The following is a 16,055-nucleotide window of genomic DNA, read 5'->3' on the forward strand; positions in this document are numbered from 1 at the left end:
GGGCAGTTGCCTGCCCCGCCTCGATAATCAGCCGCCTGCAGCTGGGTTGAAAGTGCCTTTGATGATCGCGGTTGGACGGTAGTGAGCCAGGGCCAAACGCTCTTCACACAGGATGGTCAGCATGTTTTTGACGAAGTTGTCGCGATCCTGATTGCTGACCTCGACCGTGGCGTCCATGCGGTCCCATACCTGCGAGGCAAGGTCAAAACCGCCTACCGTGAAGGTGCCCAGCGCCTGAGCTTTGGTGGCCACCACCGGCAAGCCCCACATGACCTTCGCCGCAAATGCAGCTGGACCGCCGAAAATGTAGCGACCATCCGCGTCTTTCAGCAGCGCAATGGCGTGCCAGTCACGGGGGTTAAGGATCAAGCCAGAGGCTTCAAACTCGGACTCGCTGGTCTGGAAGATCGCATGGGCAATCTGGTCGGCGCGGGTATCGCCCTCGACATCCAGGCCTGCATCGTAGGCCGTGGCCACCTTGTTCAGGCCAATCAGGTTGTCGCCAGTGCCGTCACCGTTGAGCAGTTGGCCTTCTTCAACAAGCGCCAAACCAAACAGCAGGCGGTTGTTGACGTAGGACTCCAGCATCGGCGCGTCGTCCATCACCTGGCGCGATGCCTGAATCCAGTGAGCGATGGTTTTGACGTTGGCGGTTTCTTTGGTGAAGGTCAGCTGAGATTCAGGCTTCAGAGTGCCTTCGGCCACCGATGCGGCGCTGTTGACGAAGACGTTTTCACGAACGTACTCGATTGCATTGGACGTGGTCCGGCCCTGAGCCAACAAGTCACGGATGGTCAAGCGGCGCAGGCCGGGCATCAGGATGCCAGGGTTTTGCTGCGCCTGAATCAGCGCTCCCGCCGAGCCCGCGCCACTGCCCAAAGCCTTGTTGAACGTCTTCACGTCAACTTTCCCGGAGGTCGAGCCGTTCCAGGACTTCTTGAGGTCTTCAGCGGTGCGCTCGGCGAAGGACTTCTTCGTCTCAGGGTTGTCCAGGCTGCCAGCCGCCAGTTTCTGCTCCAGATCAAACAACCGGGTGCTGGATTTAGTCAGATCGGTCTGGACGGCCTGCAGGTCAGTTTGCAGTTTCTTGCTGATCTCGCCGGTGGCGGCGATCTCTTTTTTCTGCGCATCGAACAGTTGGGTCATGTTCGCTTGCGCGGTTTCGATTGCCTTTTGGATATCAGCCAATTCGGACATGAATTAGTTTCCTACAGATGGGAAGGACTTGATGCGATCAAGGATCGCGTTGATTTCGCCACCTTCGGAGTCGCTCCGAACTGCGGACTTGATGCGGGCGATAAACGCCAACGCTTCCGACTTGGAGAGCCCGGCGGAATCTCTCAGCCAGTTCTCCGCATCACGGATGGTTTCAATGGTGTCCATGCTCTTGAGCGCCGATACCGTGGCGTGCTCATTCGCGGGGAAGGTGCAAATGCTGATTTCGCTTAGCCGGGAGACGCTTTTGAACGAGTAGCCGGTCGCAATGGGCGCGCAGTCACCTTTGGCCGCCGAGAAGCCCACCGACATACCGCCCACGGTGCCGTGGATCATTGCCGCCTTGAGGGCGTCCGACTGCGGGTTACCGGGGGTCAGCTCACCCCGGACATGCAGGCCGGTGCTGTCTTCTGACAGATCCAGCCACTTGCCCACCGGGATTTCATTGCGCCGGTGGTTGAAGAACATGGCCACGGCCCGGGATTGGGTTTTCAGTGCGACAGCAAAGGCACCCGGCTCCATAATGTCGCCGTCGCTGTCAACCACGCTGAAGACACTGGCATAGCCTTCGAAAATGCCCTGGGCGCCGCCGCTGGAAAACTTGATTGCGGCCTGATCGAAGGCCAGTGTTTTGCAAATGCTCGGCATTTCAGTCTCCAGAAAAACTAAACCCCGCTGGGTGCGGGGTTAGTTTTGCCAAGTTGGGTAAGCGGCACGTTCTGAGACTGCCGGGTTGCGACGTCGCCGCCGGGAAGTGGAGGCCGGTTACCGACACGCCTGCCTTCGTTTACTGTGAGCAGACCCGTATCGATTTGGGTTTTCATGTAATTGGCCCGAGCCGTCGAGTCACCGCTCAACAGTCCGTCGCGGTTGTGTTCGGCGTGGATGCGGCCCAGATCGGCGGGCTTAATCAGCCAGCGCAAAATGCTGGTTTCCCAGATTTCGAGATATGGGTCCAAGGTGTACTGCAAGAAACCGAGGTTTTGCTGCTCGATGCCGGAGCCCCAACTGGTGGACTTTTCGACATCGCCCACCAGGTGCGGCGGCACGCCGAAGAACCGGGCCAGTTCGCTGACCTGAAACTTGCGCGCCGCCATGGTTTCGGCGTCCTGCGGGCTGACACCGATGGCCTGGGTGGTGAACCCCGCCTCCAGCACCCATAGGCGCTTTTTGACAGGCCCACCGGAGATCTCCTTGAAGTTCTCCTCAAGCTGATCGCGCTGGGCCTTGTTGAGCGTCTTGCCGTCGCCGGTCATAAGGATCTGCGGCGACTTCGCGCCATTGGCATAGAAGTCCCGCTGCTGATCTTCCATCGCCACAGCCACACCGGCTGTCTTGGCGCCAAAGGCAATCGGGGAAAGCCCCACCAGCCCGTTAAAGCCGAAACCCTTGAGGTGGAAAATATCCGACTGTTTGAAGTCGGCGTATTCACTGTCACGGCGGTAACGGTACACGACCCGCTTACCTTCGAGTCGCACGTCCATATTGACCGACATCAGCGGCACCAGGCTGATGATGTCGCCCACGCTATTGCGCTCGATCAGCGCGTAGGCGTTGCCGTAGTAGCAAAGCTGCATGGTCATGGCGGCGCGAAAGTCGAAGGCGGTCATAAACTGGTTGGGGCTGTAGCGCAGCAGGCGTGCCAGCGGATTATCAAAGCCAACCTTGGATCGATCCTCACCCTTGGTTTCAAACACATCCAGCGGTAGGCAGGCCGTTACGCTGGAGATGAGTCGCACGCAGGCGAACACGGTGGAGATTTGTAGCGAGCGCTCATCGTTGACGACTGAGTCGCCCACCACGCCAGTGGCGGAGACAGGCCCGGTCTGCGAGCCCTTCTCGGGAGAGACCAGGCGCCCACCAACGAAAAAGCTCGCCATACGCGCCCAGAAAGGACTGCGGGTGCGCAGGTCAATGCTGTAGTCGGTGTCTGCCATTACATACTCATTGGTCGGTTGAGAAAGTCATCGATGTTTGCCGAGGGCATTGGATTCAGTGACAGCAGCGTCACCGCGTTAAACGTGGCCATCAGCGGATCGATCTTGGCCGAGCCCGAAGCCTGCTTGGTGATCAGGATCGAGTTACCGCGTGGCTCGACTTTGGCGTTGCCGCAGCACCAGGCCATCATCGGCTGGCCGCCGTGGATCAAGGTGCCTTCGGCAAGCTTGCGCTCGGCGGTTTTGATCGCACCGCCCAGCTTCCAGCCCTGTGAAATACCGATAACCTTTTCTTCGGGTACGCCGGCTTCGACCAGGGCGTCGAGAATCGCGCCGATACCCGCCGGGTCGAGCCCGACCTTGTCCAGCAGGCCGGATTGCTCAACCCGGGCAACCAGATTGGCTACCTGCTCCACGTCCTGACCGATCTGGTCGACCAGGGTGAGGTTTCCGTCTTTGGCAAAGTCGTGGAAGTTGGCAGCGACGGACTGGCGACGGACCAACACCGAGGGGTGAGCCCAAGCGTGATTCCACAACAACCACTCGCGTGTCACCCGATGCCTACCAGCCGCTGCAAAGCCCAGCAAGTCATCCAGCCCGCCGCCGTCGATGCCGATATCAATCACTTCGCACTGGCGTAGCAGGTCATCGAAGCTCAAGCCAGGGCGCTTGCCCTGCACCTCCCAAAAGTCCGCCCCGGCCCAGCGTTCGGACAGCAGCGCCAGACCGACTTCGATATTGGCGTGCTTGGCCAGAAAGCCGCGCAGCTCTTCTTCGCCCGCTTCCTGCGCCATTTTGAAGCTGCGCAGCAGGAAGGCTTCATCCACCGAGAACCCCATGTTCGGATTCACCAGGTGGAAGTTTTCAACCAGGCGGGCTTCGCCGCTTTTGATCATCGCCTGCGGGAATTCGTAGATCACAGGCAGGAACTGGTTGTCATCGATACGCCCGTCACGCACGGCGCGGGAGTACTTGAGCTTTTCGCGGAACACACCGGCAGGCGGCTCGTTGGACTGCGTAGTCAGCCAGATAACAAAGCCTTCAGGCCGTGACGCCAAGCCGCCGGTGGCCTCGCGGATAATGTCCGGCGCCTTGACGTTCTTGCCGAACAACCAGGCTTCGTCGATCAGCACGCCCACGGCCTTTTTGCCGCCCACCGTGTCGCCATCGGCAGCCACCACTTTGAGCGTGGCGCCGGTTTCGCGATGAGTAATGGTGCGCAGATGCGGTTGGACGTGCATCAGGTCGCGCAACTCTTCATCGTGCTTGACCATATCGGCAGCAGGCTTGAATGAGTTGTCAGCAATTTCCTTGGTCGGGGCCAGGATGATGAACTCGGCCGACAGGCGCCAATTGCGGATCAGCGCGGTAAGCATGATCCCGGCAGCAATGGTCGACTTGGAGTTCTTCTTCGGAATGCACAGCATGTATTCCGAGATCATCCGGCGCCCGGTGGTGTAGTCGTAGGCGCCGAAGATCGCCCCGGCAAAGTCGAACACCCACTCGGCGCAGGACTCGCCAATAGTCGGGCTGCCTGGGGCGTCGACGATCTTCAGTTCGCGCAACACCGCCAGACCGGCTTCGGCCTCCTGCGGGAACAGCGGCGCCGGGATGATCGATTGCCCCAGGCGCAATTTCTGCTCCCAGTCCGAGCAGGCGGTCGTCCATTGCATTTACTTGACCGCCTTCAATGGGGGTGGGCTTGAGCCAAAACGCCCTGCCCCGGCAACCTTCGCCGCGTTTTCGCGCTCGGTCTTTTTGCCGGTCTCGCCTTTGCGCGGGTGCATAAAGGGCATCAGTGCTTTGGCAGCATCGACCCGCAGCTTTGCCTCAGCTTCATGGTCATTCATGGCAGCCAGCAGGAACGCTTTCGGGTCAGAGAATGACAAGGCCCTGTTCAAATCGAAGCCCGGGCCGTCATCGGGATCAGCTGCTTGTGTCGCATCAGCAGCCGGTTGTTGCGCTGCTGGAGCTTTAACAATTTTGTTAACTTTTTTGTTAAAGGTCGTCCCGGCCATGGCGGCCATGACGTAAGGGTCTTTTGCCAGCCGTGAACCGGCGGCCGATGCGCTGGAAGCCGCGTAGCCTGCGGCGATGGCTGCATCCTTATTTGAGGCACCGCCCCGCAAAGCGTCGACGAATGCCCGCTTCTTGGGTGTTAAAGCCATTAACAAAAATTCCTGAAAAGGGGAAAAAATGTGCACGTGCGGGGATGGGTGGTCTAGGAGCAAAAGGCCTCTGGAGTTTTACCCTCCCCCCTCCACCAAATGAGAAATATTCCCATTAAATCAAATAAGAATCATTCTCAGATTCATAAATGCGAATTAATTGCAACAACTTTATTGATACACATTCTTATTCGCATATCTTCACCCGAATCGCACAATAAAGTTTGACATTACAAGGTCGTGCAACCTGCTGATTCCTCACGCTTTTTGACGATATCGTGGCAAGGTCTGCACAGCGACTGCCAATTGCTCCGATCCCAAAACAGCGCCATGTCGCCACGGTGCGGGATGATGTGGTCGACCACGCTGGCTGCTGTCACCCGGTCATCACGCTCGCAGTAGACGCACAGGGGATGGGCATTGAGATGCACCAGCCGCGCCTGTTGCCATGCGTAACCGTAACCGCGTTGGGTCGAGGTGGCCTTGTCACTGCGCCATGACCCAGGCACTGCGGTTGCTATGCGATTAGCCTGGGGTTGCAGGCGTGTGGCCAGTGTCTTGAGGCGGCTCATGCTGGATGGCGCGGTGCGCCGCTCATGTAGGTCAGAGGCTCTGACTCGGGGTCCTGCTCAATCCCCTCCTCGGCCAAGGCTGTGATCAACTGGGTCTGTTGGGTCGCTATCCGTTGGAGGATCACTGTCTGCTTCATCTGTTCCGCCAGTACCTGGCTGAGCAGGCCAGCCAAAGAGTTCTGCTGCGCGCTCATATGCGATCGCCCTCCATTTGTTGAGTTGTTCGCGCCGGGCGGCGCAGCTGCTGCAGGCCATCACTCGGACCGCCGTGGTAGCTTGAAGTCAGCGAAGCGGTCAGCCAGGTCGGCGATCTTCTTCACACCCAAGAAACCAATCCAGATGCCTGCCGGTGTGGCCAGGCTGGACGGCAGGCCGAAGTACTCCAGCACGGCAATCAGGCTGGTGGTGAGCAGCATGCAGATGGTTGCTTCGAGCATTGCCTGCCGCCGAGTGCCGCCGCCGTAAATGATCCGCAGCGCCGCCATTACAAAGGACAGTGTGGCGGCATAGATCGTCGGCGAGTGCTGACTCAGCCACGCGAGCGCTATCACCCAGGTGTCTGGCTTATCAGGCATATGAGGCATCCAGTGTCCTCCCGAGCAGGGAGTAGAATGGGTTCGGCCCCGACAACACTCCCAGCTTAGGGCGATGGGTGTGGCGGGGCCGAAAACGAAAAAGCCTCGGCAAATGCCGAGGCTTCAGTGGCTAACTTAAGTTGAGGGAACTCAGAAAATTTTTCTTAACACTGACACCACCACTCGAGTCGCAATGTTTATAGCAACCTTTTGGGCTGTTTTCTTCATAGCTGGCGATAACAAAGGCTTTGTTGCTTTTCCATAAGGCTTCGATTGAGATTTATCGAACGCCAAGCCTTCACGCTGTTCGGCGCTCAACAGCTTTACTCTGCTGGTATTAGGTTTAGCTTCCTTAACAACGCTATCAACTAGCAAATCATCTTTATGCTCATCAACTTCGGTCAAAGCTTCCGGCACATGAAGTGGAAGGGCGGCCTTGCACTGCTCCCCTCCAGCCACTCGCGGAGCAGATGATGGCTGATGTACATAACCCGTTGCAGCCATCCACTTAAGGTGTCCCGAGGCAGTATCCTTACGAAGAGAGAGCATTTCGATTATAGAATCCACATTGGATATGTAGCTATCGAGAGCTCTCTGATCTATTTGAAATACGTGTTCATGCATGGCCTTGTTTCGCAGCTCGTAGACACGACGCATGCGGATAACACCAGCCTCATCGAATAAGTGGCTAACACTTTGGCTTAGCTCCTTAAGACCAGCACCTTGGGCACCCGCTTCGCGCAATTCACTTTCAAGCAGCTTACTTTTAACGGTAATTAACCCAAGGGCTTTGATTTGATCTGTCATGTCGTTTCCTCGTGATCCACTCGATGATAACGAAATAGTGGCTCTTCAGAAACGCAAAAGCCCAACGCAATGGCTGGGCTTTGGGGTTTATTCTGCGTTGCTGAGTACTGATCAGTATCACAGCACGCAAAATCGACATGATTGGATTAATATACGATCAAACCGCCATCATGGTCAAGCAGCATCTATAAAGATTTCTTCCCGGTCAAAGATCTCGGTTGCATGTATGGCAGCGTCCTCCTCCAATCGCTCAAGACATTTGGCAATGTCAGTCTTCCAACGGCGCCTTGTGGACTCAGGCTTGCCTTCAGTGTCCCAGGTGTTCATGTCATAGAACTCAGCTGGCAACACGATCATGTCAGTGGAGCGCTTGATGTATTGGTCACGCCCAACAGTCACATCAATCGTCCGGCCTGAAGCGATCATTTTGCCCACAGCCGCATGCTCAAGATCGTCGCGAAGGCTTCTGCTTACAACCTCTCGCCCTGTACGAGCAGGCACCTGTAGCCCTTTCATCTTGGGTATAGCCCAAGCAGTGACCGCTTTGTAGACGAACAACTGCGGGGCCGGGGATGTAATGCGGCCGATAAGCCGCCCAATTGCCCCGACCTTGTTGGCCTTGTGCGTCGAGTACTTCGCCACCAGCACATCCCACTGAGCCGGGGCCAGCTCACGGTGCAGCAGCGCATACAGACAGCAGTCATAGTCGAACTTGTCCCGCACCGAGATACCGGCGCCCTGCCCACCTGAGCGCAACTCAGCATCGATCAGTTTCTGCCAGCTCTGCTTGGTGGAGTTGTCGATGTTGTCTGCCGCAAGCACACGCACCAGGGTGCCCATTACGTCTTTGTACATACCCATCACTTGATCTCCAACGCTACTGACTGGGTGGACTTCAAAGCCCGCACACCACATCTGGCCAACACCATGTTCTGGCAGGCATGAATAGCGCTGCAGAACTCTTTCTGTTCCATCGGATGCTCGATGGGCAGCTTCAGGTATTCATTCCAAGCATCCCCCAGCATCTGAGCAACCTTGGCTTCTTGATCAGTCAACTCAGCAGCTGCGGTGGCCATTTTTAATCCTCACCTATGGTTGTTTTCTGAATAGCGCTGCAAGCCTTACCGTTAGCGGCCTGCAGCGTATTACGGGATTCTCCGAATCTAACGTCTGTCTGCCCGTGGATCAGGCTGAAACCCTTCTCGTCTAGATGGGCGTGCCACTTCTCCAGCGCGTCACGCTTGCGGTTCATCACGTCAGACTGGATGTACACCTTCACGTTGTGGCCCATCGCATGGTTGATCAGCAGCTCACCAATCAGGTGGTCGATGCCGAGGACTGCCCAGCCCGTGCGAGCCAACTTGCGCAGGTCGTGGCTGGTCCAGTCGCCCTTGCCCAACCGGGTGAACACGGCACTGGCCTGCCCTTCGCTCAAGGCCTTGCCGTTGCGCGCCGGGAACAGGTACTGGCCGTCATAGCCACGGGCGGTTTGGGTTTCGCGGTACTGGATCAACAGTTTCCGTACCTGGTCAGTCAGTGGCAGGTGATGCTCCACGCCGGTCTTGGTGTGCTCGGCTGGAATGAACCACTCGCGTTCGGCCAGGCTGATATGCGGCCACCGCGCTTGCCGGGTCTCTCCTATTCGCGTGCCGTGGCACAGCATCATCAGGGCCAGCATCGCGTCAGCCGGTTCGCTGTCCATGACCTGCTCCAGCTCGGCCAGCAGATCCTGCAGTTGCACACCACGCAGGCGCGAAGGCTTGATCCCGACCTTGGCTTTGGAGAAGTCGCTGAACTTGATACCCGCCATCGGGTTGGATGAGATCAGGCCCAGCTTCAACGCCTGCCGGAATGCCAAGGCCAGCAACTGGAACGCCAGACGCACATAATCGATTGAAAGGGCTTCCTGAAGGGGCCACATGAACAGGGTATCGAGCGTGGCCTTGTTGACCTCCACCAGCGGCAAGTCCCCCAGGCGCGGCAGCAGGTGGCACTTCATGGCCGAGGCGCCAGTGTTCTTGCGCTTGGCCGACAGGCTGCGGTCACGGGCCATACGATCGGCATACCAGGTGAGCAATTCGCCCGTGGTGACCCATTGGGAAATGGACGCCCCCGCATCAGCCGACACACGCAGGCGCACGGCTGGCAGCTCGGCCAAAACCTGCTTTGCGCTCAAGTCCGGAAAGGCTCCGATGCGGTGCCAGCGGCGTTTGCTTAGCAAGTACCAGGAGCCACGGGTGCGGTTCTTGGAGAAGCGAAAGTGTAGCGCCGGGTGGCCGGCATCGCGCAGGTCGCGCACATGCTCGAGCTTGGAGTTGCGGCCAATTTCCGCGTCCGACAGCTTCACGGTCAGGGTTTTGATTTGGGTCTTCAGCTCGCGCTTTTCGGTGGTTGACTGGCTCACTCGATCACCACCTTGCGCTCAAGCTCAATCAGGATTTCAAGAAAGTGCTTCGCCTTCTCCAAATCGGCAATGCCACCTTTGTCACGCCAACGGGTCACGTACTTGATAACGCTGCCCTCGGCAAACGGAATGCCATTAGCGTGAATGAACTCAATAGGTTGAATTTTCAACGACTTGTAGTGATCGCCAGACACCTGTTTTTCAAGTGCGCTCATCAGAACTTCTCCTTGCTGTATCGGCTAGCCATGCTGGTGACCTTCTGAACCGTTGGCGTCTCAACCCAGCCCGCCGCCAGTTGTTCGAATCGGCTGTACTGGCCAAGAAAGGCCGTGCGTACAGTTCCGGCTTCAATATCTCGGCCCTTGCCGATGATGATTTCTGCGATGCCTTTGGCGTCGCTGTGTTCGTGGTAAACCTCGTCGCGGTACACAAACAGGATGATGTCCGCGTCTTGCTCGATGGCGCCGGACTCGCGCAGGTCTGAGCACAGCGGGCGCTTGTTGGGGCGCTCTTCGCATTTGCGCGAAAGCTGGCTGAGCATGATCACCGGAATACCCAGCTCGCGAGCCATCAGCTTGGCGCAACGAGTCATGTAACTGACCTCCTGCTCCCGGCTGAACGTGCGCGAGTCGGATTCCAGGAGCTGCAGATAGTCGATCACGATCAAATCCAGACCGTGACGGCGCTTGTGACGGCGGGCAGACGAGCGAATCCGATTGATCGTCATCGAGCCGCGATCAGAGATCGACAACTTGGAGTGCTTGAGCTTTCCGGCAGCGCTCATCAGCTCGGCGCCGTGGCGCTGCGGTGCTGTACCGTTCTTGATCAGTTGCAGGGGGATACGCCCTTCGGACGCCATAAAGCGATCCATAAGGCCGGTTTTGTTCATTTCCAGACTGAACACCATCACGCTCTTGCTCTCGCGAATGGCGGCATGGGAGGCGATGTTCATGGCCAGGGTGGTCTTACCCATCGCGGGGCGCCCGGCGATGATGATCAATTGCTCGGCCTTGAGCCCTTGAAGCTTGGCGTCCAGATCAGGAATACCGGTAGACAGGCCGTCGATGCCCTCCCCGCGATCTGCCCGGGCCTGCAAAACCTCGATGTAGTCATCCAGAATGTCTTCGGCCATCACCACTTCGGACGTGGCCGACTGGCTATCGATGGCCTGGGCCTCAGCCTGCACAGCCGCGACCTTGTCCACGGTCGGCTGGTCGCTGTGGGCAATCTCGTTGATGCGATCGCTGAGCGCGATCATGGCCCGATCGAGGCTGCGCTCGCGCACGGTGATGGCGTATGAGGCGGCATTGGCAGCGCTTGGCGTGTTGCGGGTGATTTCAGCCGCATACCAAGTGGCGTTCTTGCTGCTGGGCAACTCACCCAAGTAAACGCCCACCGTGACGGCATCGGCCGGCTTGCCTTCGGCGTGCAAGGCCAGAATGCCGCGATACAGGGCTGCGTTGTCCTGGTAGTAAAAATCATCGACAGCCAGGTCCGCACTCAGGATGTCGATCAGCTCAGGGCGCAGGAACATCGCACCCAGCACGCCGTGTTCGGCCTCAACGCTGTAGGGATCACGCATTGTAATTACCCTCCACAACCTTGACGAAGTTGCTCGGGGCGATCAGCCAGTCGAAGGTGGCGCGGAATGGCTTGCCGCCGTTGCGGCCTTCACCCTGCCCCATCAGGAATTCACTTTCTCCAACCAGGGCGAAGAAGTCAGCCCAGAAATCCAGATCCTGGTGCACGTCACTTTCGTTCCAGCGCGCATTGATCTTGGTTTTTCGATCCTTGGTGAGCATCGCCACTTGTGGCAGCCCTGGAAGGGTGTTGTTGAACAGGTCAACGATGGCCTGTGGGTCGCACTTCGGCTTCGAGACTTTCAGTGGATTCGAACCATCCCCGAGAGGTGACGGTTCAATTGATGGTTCCTTTACGGTTCTGGGGGCAGCTGCTGCCGGGGTAACCGGCACCTCCTGCCGGGGTGGTGGGGCATCTGCTGCCGGGGGGCATTTAGTGCCGGGGGCATATCCTGCCGGGGTTATCGTGTACCAGGTTGACCGGCCATAACGCTGATTGCTGACCAAAACACCGGCCTCTTCCAGCCAGCGCAATGCGCCACGAACAGCGCGTTCTGACAAGCAAGTGCGAATACCGATGGTGTTGATCGAAGGCCAGCAAACGCCCTCATCGCTTGCATTGTCGGCAAGGCTGATCAGCACAGCTTTCTGGGTGGGGCTCATGCCTTGCAGCGGCCAGCAGGCGCTCATGATGATCGTGCTCATGCAGAAGTCTCCTGCCCAGGCACAAGCGATGCTTTCAGGTGTTCAAGGCACTCCCGACTGAACTGGGCTTTGGACTCGCTGGAGTACTGGTAACGCACCAGGAGTGCAGCGCGCATGGCCGCGGACTGGTGATTTCTGCCGGATTGCGCTGCGTTCTCAGAGGTGTTGCTTGATGATGGAATGGTGCTCATAATGACCCCGCAAGTGTTGTACTGAAGCCGGTCTAGCCACCGGCTTTTTTTCGTCTACGATTTGATTACTGGATGGATTAACAGCTAATCCGAGGCGCTGTTTATCGATCTCTAAGAGGCCGATAATTCGCTTATCAAATGGATTGGCTGTTCAGACTCAGCCGCAATTTCGGCCAGCCTCGGAAAAAAAGAGAACGCCGAAATCTCACCGGAAGTAGCCTTGTGCAGTTTTGCGGCAACGTACTCGGACGGCTTTCGGTGGCCCCCAGCGATCAGCCAGAGGTAGCCAACAGAGATCCCTGCTTCGTCGGCAACCCGCTGTCGCTCGTCGTTACAGGCTTTTGTGAGCCATCGCTGCATACCGGGAATCGGAATTTTCATGTGCAGTGCCTTTGCTGGATATTTATCAAATTTATCTCATTGATAATTTCAAGGCAAGAAAGCATTGATCGTTCTGATTATTTATCAGATAGATAAAAGGAGGGATCATTAGGGTATGGACACCAACAGCATTCGCAGAGAAAACCTCAGAGCCCTTGCAGCCACGCACAAATCCCAAGCGGATTTCGCAGCGGCCTGCGGAACAGCGGCATCGGTAATTAGCCTGATCATTTCCCCCAACCCAAAACGCAATTTGGGGCACAGGCTGGCCAGAAAAATCGAAGAGGCCCAAGGCTTGCCTCTGGGCTGGCTGGATAGTGAGCATTCCGCTTCAGCTGAGCCGCCAATAGAAGTTGATTTTCTGCCGGCCGCCCTGGCACAGAAAATTTCGTCTTACCGACCCGTAATTGAAATCGAACGCTTTGATGTAGCGGGCTCGATGGGCTCCGGCTCTGAACCGCCTGAATTCAACGGCGTTGTAGAGGCCATGAGCCTTGACGCCTCTTGGGTGCGCCAAAACCTGGTGTTCACATCCATCGACAATATCAAGCTGATTTCTGGTCGCGGGGACAGCATGTCACCCACTATTCGCAGCGGCGACCCGGTACTTGTAGACATTGGTGTTGTGTCGGTTGAATCAGATGCGATCTATTTTTTCCAGATGCGCGGGCAACTCCACATCAAGCGCATACAGCGAGACCTGGATGGGCTGACGATCATTTCTGACAACGACAAATATCAATCCATCAGGGTTCCTGCGGACCGCGAAGATGATCTGACCATCATGGCGCAGGTAATCTATTGGTGGAATGGCCGAAACTTTTGATGGCCCTGGCAGCATCTCGCTTCCCTTCGAGCATTAAGGCCACCCCATAGCACCTGCACAGAATTGATACACACGAAATCCCGCCGTCGAGCGGGATTTTTTGTGTCTGTGATAAAGCAATTGATCAAAAAACCAATGAACGCGGAGATAAATTTATCAAAATGATATTGACAGTAATTTATCGCAGAGATAAATTCACTCCATCGCCGGCCAACACCGGCAACGCTGCAGAGATGCCAGGGGCAACCCGAACGCTCTTTAACAACGAACAGCTACACAGCGCCGGACGGGAAAGGTCGTTAGCGCACTCAAAGGCTGGAGCCTCCCTGAGTGTTGCCGTATCGACCTCGGTAAGACGGCGCGCAACAACACACCTCAGCAAATGGAGGGTTTGCAGTCATGCACATGTGAGCGATTCACCTGCGTGGAGCGGAAAGCCTGAAGGCCGCTCCCAATACCTGGTCAGGCAGCGGACAGCGGGGCCGACGATGTGACCGCGCATCAGCCGAAAGGCAGGCCCAACCCAACGTACCAAGCAAACTTGATGCAACAACCCCGGGCCGTCGCCAGTAGCGAGCCCGGGTGCTTCACGGACAGTTTCACTTCTGCCACCGCATCGGTGGCAGCGGGAAAACAACCGGGTAAACATCATGGAATCGACAATCGTAGACGGTGCATGGAAAGGCCACCTCGGCCGAGGCCTTGCGCCGCGGGAACTGCAATTTCTTCTTGCCGTGGCACAAGGCATGACCGCAAAGGAAATCGCCAGAGCGTTCGGCATTGCGCCGGGCACCGTGGTCAAGCGACTGGCCTGCGCCATGTTCAAGCTCGGCGTTCACCGTCAGGGCGCTATGGTCGCCGAAGCGATGCGCCGCCAGATCATCACCCCGCTCTGCCTGCTGCTGGTCGCGGTGATGACCATGCAGGGTCTTGATGACAGCGGGATAGCTCGCCGTGATCGTCGCCCAACTGAGCGCCGAGGTGGCGAGCTGAGAATGGCGCGCCGCGCTGACTCTTTTGATCTGGTCGGTTAATCGAATCAACCAGCGCCACGACAGCCTGTCGCTAACTGCCCGAGCCCCTGGTACTCCCCAGCACCAGGCCGTATCGGTCTGATCTTCGGCATATTCCGGCCAGAGTACAGACCGATGCGGACGCCAACCCAGCAGACGCTGGAGACCTGCATCCCCCTTCCCTACAGACGCTCAAACCGGAGGACTCAGCCATGCACAAGTAACCAAGACGGGCACGCCCGCACAGCCAGGCTCTTACATACGGTGGCGTTTTAAGAGTGCAACACAGCCCGGTTTCGACTGGGCTTTTTAATACCTGCGTTTATCCGTCAGCAGTCCATTGCGCGCCCAGCGGCAAACAGTGTGATGCCTGAGTGCTGACGAATAACCGTAACCCTGTCGAGGATCGACCATGCACCCATCAATCGCCCAGCGCATCACCGTTCTCGACGGGTTGCGCGCACGTGCCCACCAGGCCACGGCCGAGTTCTACCAAAAGCCCGGTGTACAACCACCACCGCTGGCCCCGCTGATCATCGTCCGGCCGAGCGGCAACAACACCTTTTCGCTGATCAATCGGGCTACAGGCGTGGTTGTGGCCGAGCGCTTCGGCCACAACAACGCCACCAGCCATGCCCGGGCGCTGGAAGCCAAAGCGGCGCAGTTCGGCATCAAGCAATTCGGTCAGCTACTGAGAGACTGGGCATTACGCATCAGCGCAATACTGGCCGTACTTGCCCTTTTCAAAAGTCATCTGTGAAGCATATTAACACCTCAGTGGTACGCCACCCTCCCTAAGCCCAGTACCAATTGCGACTAAGCGAGTTTGAAATCAAGGGAAATAGCCAAAAACATCCACCGAAAAGGAGCGCGAACAGCCCGACCTCCATAAACGCCTGCAGCGAGTCCCAAACGATCGTGCGGAGCAAACCTATGAGCTTTATTATGTGACAAATTTGAAAACATACCGAACCCCCTGTAGCTCCGGACTAAAGTAATACAAGCCAACGATTGAAAATATCGAAACAAATATAACAAAGGCCAGAGCAAACCAAATAATTTTTACGTTTGAAAAAACCTTAAACTGAACTGAAATCATGATATTGAAACCTATGAGCAAACACCAAAAAATCAAAACAAGCACAGCCGCAGACACAACGCTTTCCGCCTTTGAGAAAACATTTATTGTTACTGCAATGAACGCAAAAAATGAAACAAAAACTGACAGCGCAGAAATCGCATTACCCTTTATATACTTCACCTCTTCCTGCAATTCAGCTTGAAGCTTTTGAGAGTTACTAGTCTGCGACTTAATATTTTCCAAGCTCAAATTAATAGAGGCAATTAAAGCTTCTGAACTTTCCAATCTTTGAGAAACCTTCTTCTCAGACTGCTGAACAAAAACTAACTTCTCAGTGAAAATTTCATTGATTTTCGCAGCAGCCGCTGCAGTTGACACCTGAATATACTCATCTATCTTTCTACTGATCACCTCTTCCGCAGTAAACGATGACGATCCTCCTACTGGTGAGTTTGGATTTACTGATCCCGTGTTGGTTGAGGATGATGGGTAAAAAGGAGATCCATTTGAGTTTGTAGATGACGTACTATTATTTTTGTTGTTAACTGCTGAACGATTACTTTTTTGGTTAGCCCCAGAGCTCTCATCTTTTGACATTTC

20 protein-coding genes are annotated in these 16,055 nt (G+C 56.5%); 3 read left to right on the forward strand and 17 right to left on the reverse strand.

Annotated features, from left to right (window positions below; all coding sequences use genetic code 11):
* Positions 1-27: 27 nt before the first annotated feature.
* The 16 genes from V6L81_RS17625 to V6L81_RS17700 all read right to left on the reverse strand — a co-directional run bounded on the left by V6L81_RS17625 (position 28) and on the right by V6L81_RS17700 (position 12,535).
* On the reverse strand, positions 28-1,197 hold the full coding sequence (locus tag V6L81_RS17625; protein WP_338660211.1) for a phage major capsid protein: 1,170 nt from the start codon (positions 1,195-1,197) through the stop codon (positions 28-30).
* 3 nt (positions 1,198-1,200) lie between these two features.
* Positions 1,201-1,863 (reverse strand): HK97 family phage prohead protease, encoded by a 663-nt coding sequence (locus tag V6L81_RS17630; protein WP_338660212.1) that lies wholly within the window; start codon positions 1,861-1,863, stop codon positions 1,201-1,203.
* 17 nt (positions 1,864-1,880) lie between these two features.
* Complete coding sequence (locus V6L81_RS17635; RefSeq protein WP_338660213.1) at positions 1,881-3,152, reverse strand: phage portal protein; 1,272 nt, start codon at positions 3,150-3,152, stop codon at positions 1,881-1,883.
* A complete protein-coding gene (locus tag V6L81_RS17640; protein ID WP_338660214.1) occupies positions 3,152-4,825 on the reverse strand; it encodes a terminase large subunit in 1,674 nt (557 codons plus the stop codon). Before V6L81_RS17640 ends, V6L81_RS17635 begins: the two co-directional genes overlap by 1 nt.
* Positions 4,826-5,320 carry a terminase small subunit gene (locus tag V6L81_RS17645; RefSeq protein WP_338660697.1) on the reverse strand — a complete coding sequence of 165 codons (495 nt, stop codon included), beginning with the start codon at positions 5,318-5,320 and terminating at the stop codon, positions 4,826-4,828.
* A gap of 230 nt (positions 5,321-5,550) precedes the next feature.
* The gene (locus V6L81_RS17650) at positions 5,551-5,892 is read right to left on the reverse strand and encodes an HNH endonuclease signature motif containing protein (RefSeq protein ID WP_338660215.1); all 342 of its coding nucleotides are present in this window, start codon (positions 5,890-5,892) and stop codon (positions 5,551-5,553) included.
* Positions 5,889-6,086 (reverse strand): hypothetical protein, encoded by a 198-nt coding sequence (locus tag V6L81_RS17655; protein WP_338660216.1) that lies wholly within the window; start codon positions 6,084-6,086, stop codon positions 5,889-5,891. The genes V6L81_RS17650 and V6L81_RS17655 overlap by 4 nt, the downstream gene beginning before the upstream one ends.
* 60 nt (positions 6,087-6,146) lie before the next feature.
* A complete protein-coding gene (locus V6L81_RS17660; RefSeq protein ID WP_019829116.1) occupies positions 6,147-6,476 on the reverse strand; it encodes a phage holin, lambda family in 330 nt (109 codons plus the stop codon).
* Positions 6,477-6,617: 141 nt separating this feature from the next.
* On the reverse strand, positions 6,618-7,274 hold the full coding sequence (locus V6L81_RS17665) for a hypothetical protein (protein ID WP_338660217.1): 657 nt from the start codon (positions 7,272-7,274) through the stop codon (positions 6,618-6,620).
* A 174-nt stretch (positions 7,275-7,448) separates the two neighbouring features.
* Entirely contained in the window at positions 7,449-8,135 is a 687-nt protein-coding gene (locus tag V6L81_RS17670; protein WP_338660218.1) for a hypothetical protein, read from the reverse strand.
* Positions 8,135-8,350, reverse strand: coding sequence for a hypothetical protein (locus V6L81_RS17675; protein ID WP_095023624.1), 216 nt, complete (start codon positions 8,348-8,350; stop codon positions 8,135-8,137). The genes V6L81_RS17670 and V6L81_RS17675 overlap by 1 nt, the downstream gene beginning before the upstream one ends.
* A gap of 2 nt (positions 8,351-8,352) precedes the next feature.
* Entirely contained in the window at positions 8,353-9,648 is a 1,296-nt protein-coding gene (locus tag V6L81_RS17680) for a site-specific integrase (RefSeq protein WP_338660698.1), read from the reverse strand.
* 26 nt (positions 9,649-9,674) lie between these two features.
* Positions 9,675-9,893: a DUF3310 domain-containing protein gene (locus V6L81_RS17685; RefSeq protein ID WP_120265928.1), complete on the reverse strand. Its 219-nt coding sequence runs from the start codon at positions 9,891-9,893 to the stop codon at positions 9,675-9,677.
* On the reverse strand, positions 9,893-11,260 hold the full coding sequence (gene dnaB, locus V6L81_RS17690; protein ID WP_338660219.1) for a replicative DNA helicase: 1,368 nt from the start codon (positions 11,258-11,260) through the stop codon (positions 9,893-9,895). Before dnaB ends, V6L81_RS17685 begins: the two co-directional genes overlap by 1 nt.
* Positions 11,253-11,963, reverse strand: coding sequence for a helix-turn-helix domain-containing protein (locus V6L81_RS17695; protein ID WP_338660220.1), 711 nt, complete (start codon positions 11,961-11,963; stop codon positions 11,253-11,255). The genes dnaB and V6L81_RS17695 overlap by 8 nt, the downstream gene beginning before the upstream one ends.
* Before the next feature lie 302 nt (positions 11,964-12,265).
* Positions 12,266-12,535: a hypothetical protein gene (locus V6L81_RS17700; protein WP_053225490.1), complete on the reverse strand. Its 270-nt coding sequence runs from the start codon at positions 12,533-12,535 to the stop codon at positions 12,266-12,268.
* A 115-nt stretch (positions 12,536-12,650) separates the two neighbouring features.
* Here V6L81_RS17700 and V6L81_RS17705 point away from each other — a divergent pair, with 115 nt between their 5' ends.
* The 3 genes from V6L81_RS17705 to V6L81_RS17715 all read left to right on the forward strand — a co-directional run bounded on the left by V6L81_RS17705 (position 12,651) and on the right by V6L81_RS17715 (position 15,134).
* On the forward strand, positions 12,651-13,361 hold the full coding sequence (locus tag V6L81_RS17705; RefSeq protein ID WP_338660221.1) for a S24 family peptidase: 711 nt from the start codon (positions 12,651-12,653) through the stop codon (positions 13,359-13,361).
* 650 nt (positions 13,362-14,011) lie between these two features.
* Positions 14,012-14,395: a response regulator transcription factor gene (locus V6L81_RS17710; protein WP_106117438.1), complete on the forward strand. Its 384-nt coding sequence runs from the start codon at positions 14,012-14,014 to the stop codon at positions 14,393-14,395.
* Between the two features lie 391 nt (positions 14,396-14,786).
* Positions 14,787-15,134 (forward strand): hypothetical protein, encoded by a 348-nt coding sequence (locus tag V6L81_RS17715; protein WP_338660222.1) that lies wholly within the window; start codon positions 14,787-14,789, stop codon positions 15,132-15,134.
* A gap of 183 nt (positions 15,135-15,317) precedes the next feature.
* On the opposite strand, the gene V6L81_RS17720 is transcribed toward V6L81_RS17715, so the two are convergent.
* Complete coding sequence (locus tag V6L81_RS17720; RefSeq protein WP_338660223.1) at positions 15,318-16,052, reverse strand: hypothetical protein; 735 nt, start codon at positions 16,050-16,052, stop codon at positions 15,318-15,320.
* Positions 16,053-16,055: the final 3 nt, after the last annotated feature.

Source organism: Pseudomonas bubulae (assembly GCF_037023725.1).
GTDB lineage: Bacteria > Pseudomonadota > Gammaproteobacteria > Pseudomonadales > Pseudomonadaceae > Aquipseudomonas > Aquipseudomonas bubulae.

Coding starts and splice junctions, on each gene's coding strand:
- V6L81_RS17625 (WP_338660211.1), bottom strand. CDS start 1,197: ATGTCCGAATTGGCTGATATCCAAAAGGCAATCGAAACCGCGCAAGCG.
- V6L81_RS17715 (WP_338660222.1), top strand. CDS start 14,787: ATGCACCCATCAATCGCCCAGCGCATCACCGTTCTCGACGGGTTGCGC.
- V6L81_RS17710 (WP_106117438.1), top strand. CDS start 14,012: ATGGAATCGACAATCGTAGACGGTGCATGGAAAGGCCACCTCGGCCGA.
- V6L81_RS17640 (WP_338660214.1), bottom strand. CDS start 4,825: ATGCAATGGACGACCGCCTGCTCGGACTGGGAGCAGAAATTGCGCCTG.
- V6L81_RS17720 (WP_338660223.1), bottom strand. CDS start 16,052: ATGTCAAAAGATGAGAGCTCTGGGGCTAACCAAAAAAGTAATCGTTCA.
- V6L81_RS17635 (WP_338660213.1), bottom strand. CDS start 3,152: ATGGCAGACACCGACTACAGCATTGACCTGCGCACCCGCAGTCCTTTC.
- V6L81_RS17660 (WP_019829116.1), bottom strand. CDS start 6,476: ATGCCTCATATGCCTGATAAGCCAGACACCTGGGTGATAGCGCTCGCG.
- V6L81_RS17650 (WP_338660215.1), bottom strand. CDS start 5,892: ATGAGCCGCCTCAAGACACTGGCCACACGCCTGCAACCCCAGGCTAAT.
- V6L81_RS17685 (WP_120265928.1), bottom strand. CDS start 9,893: ATGAGCGCACTTGAAAAACAGGTGTCTGGCGATCACTACAAGTCGTTG.
- V6L81_RS17630 (WP_338660212.1), bottom strand. CDS start 1,863: ATGCCGAGCATTTGCAAAACACTGGCCTTCGATCAGGCCGCAATCAAG.
- V6L81_RS17695 (WP_338660220.1), bottom strand. CDS start 11,963: ATGAGCACGATCATCATGAGCGCCTGCTGGCCGCTGCAAGGCATGAGC.
- dnaB (WP_338660219.1), bottom strand. CDS start 11,260: ATGCGTGATCCCTACAGCGTTGAGGCCGAACACGGCGTGCTGGGTGCG.
- V6L81_RS17670 (WP_338660218.1), bottom strand. CDS start 8,135: ATGGGTATGTACAAAGACGTAATGGGCACCCTGGTGCGTGTGCTTGCG.
- V6L81_RS17645 (WP_338660697.1), bottom strand. CDS start 5,320: ATGGCTTTAACACCCAAGAAGCGGGCATTCGTCGACGCTTTGCGGGGC.
- V6L81_RS17655 (WP_338660216.1), bottom strand. CDS start 6,086: ATGAGCGCGCAGCAGAACTCTTTGGCTGGCCTGCTCAGCCAGGTACTG.
- V6L81_RS17705 (WP_338660221.1), top strand. CDS start 12,651: ATGGACACCAACAGCATTCGCAGAGAAAACCTCAGAGCCCTTGCAGCC.
- V6L81_RS17675 (WP_095023624.1), bottom strand. CDS start 8,350: ATGGCCACCGCAGCTGCTGAGTTGACTGATCAAGAAGCCAAGGTTGCT.
- V6L81_RS17700 (WP_053225490.1), bottom strand. CDS start 12,535: ATGAAAATTCCGATTCCCGGTATGCAGCGATGGCTCACAAAAGCCTGT.
- V6L81_RS17665 (WP_338660217.1), bottom strand. CDS start 7,274: ATGACAGATCAAATCAAAGCCCTTGGGTTAATTACCGTTAAAAGTAAG.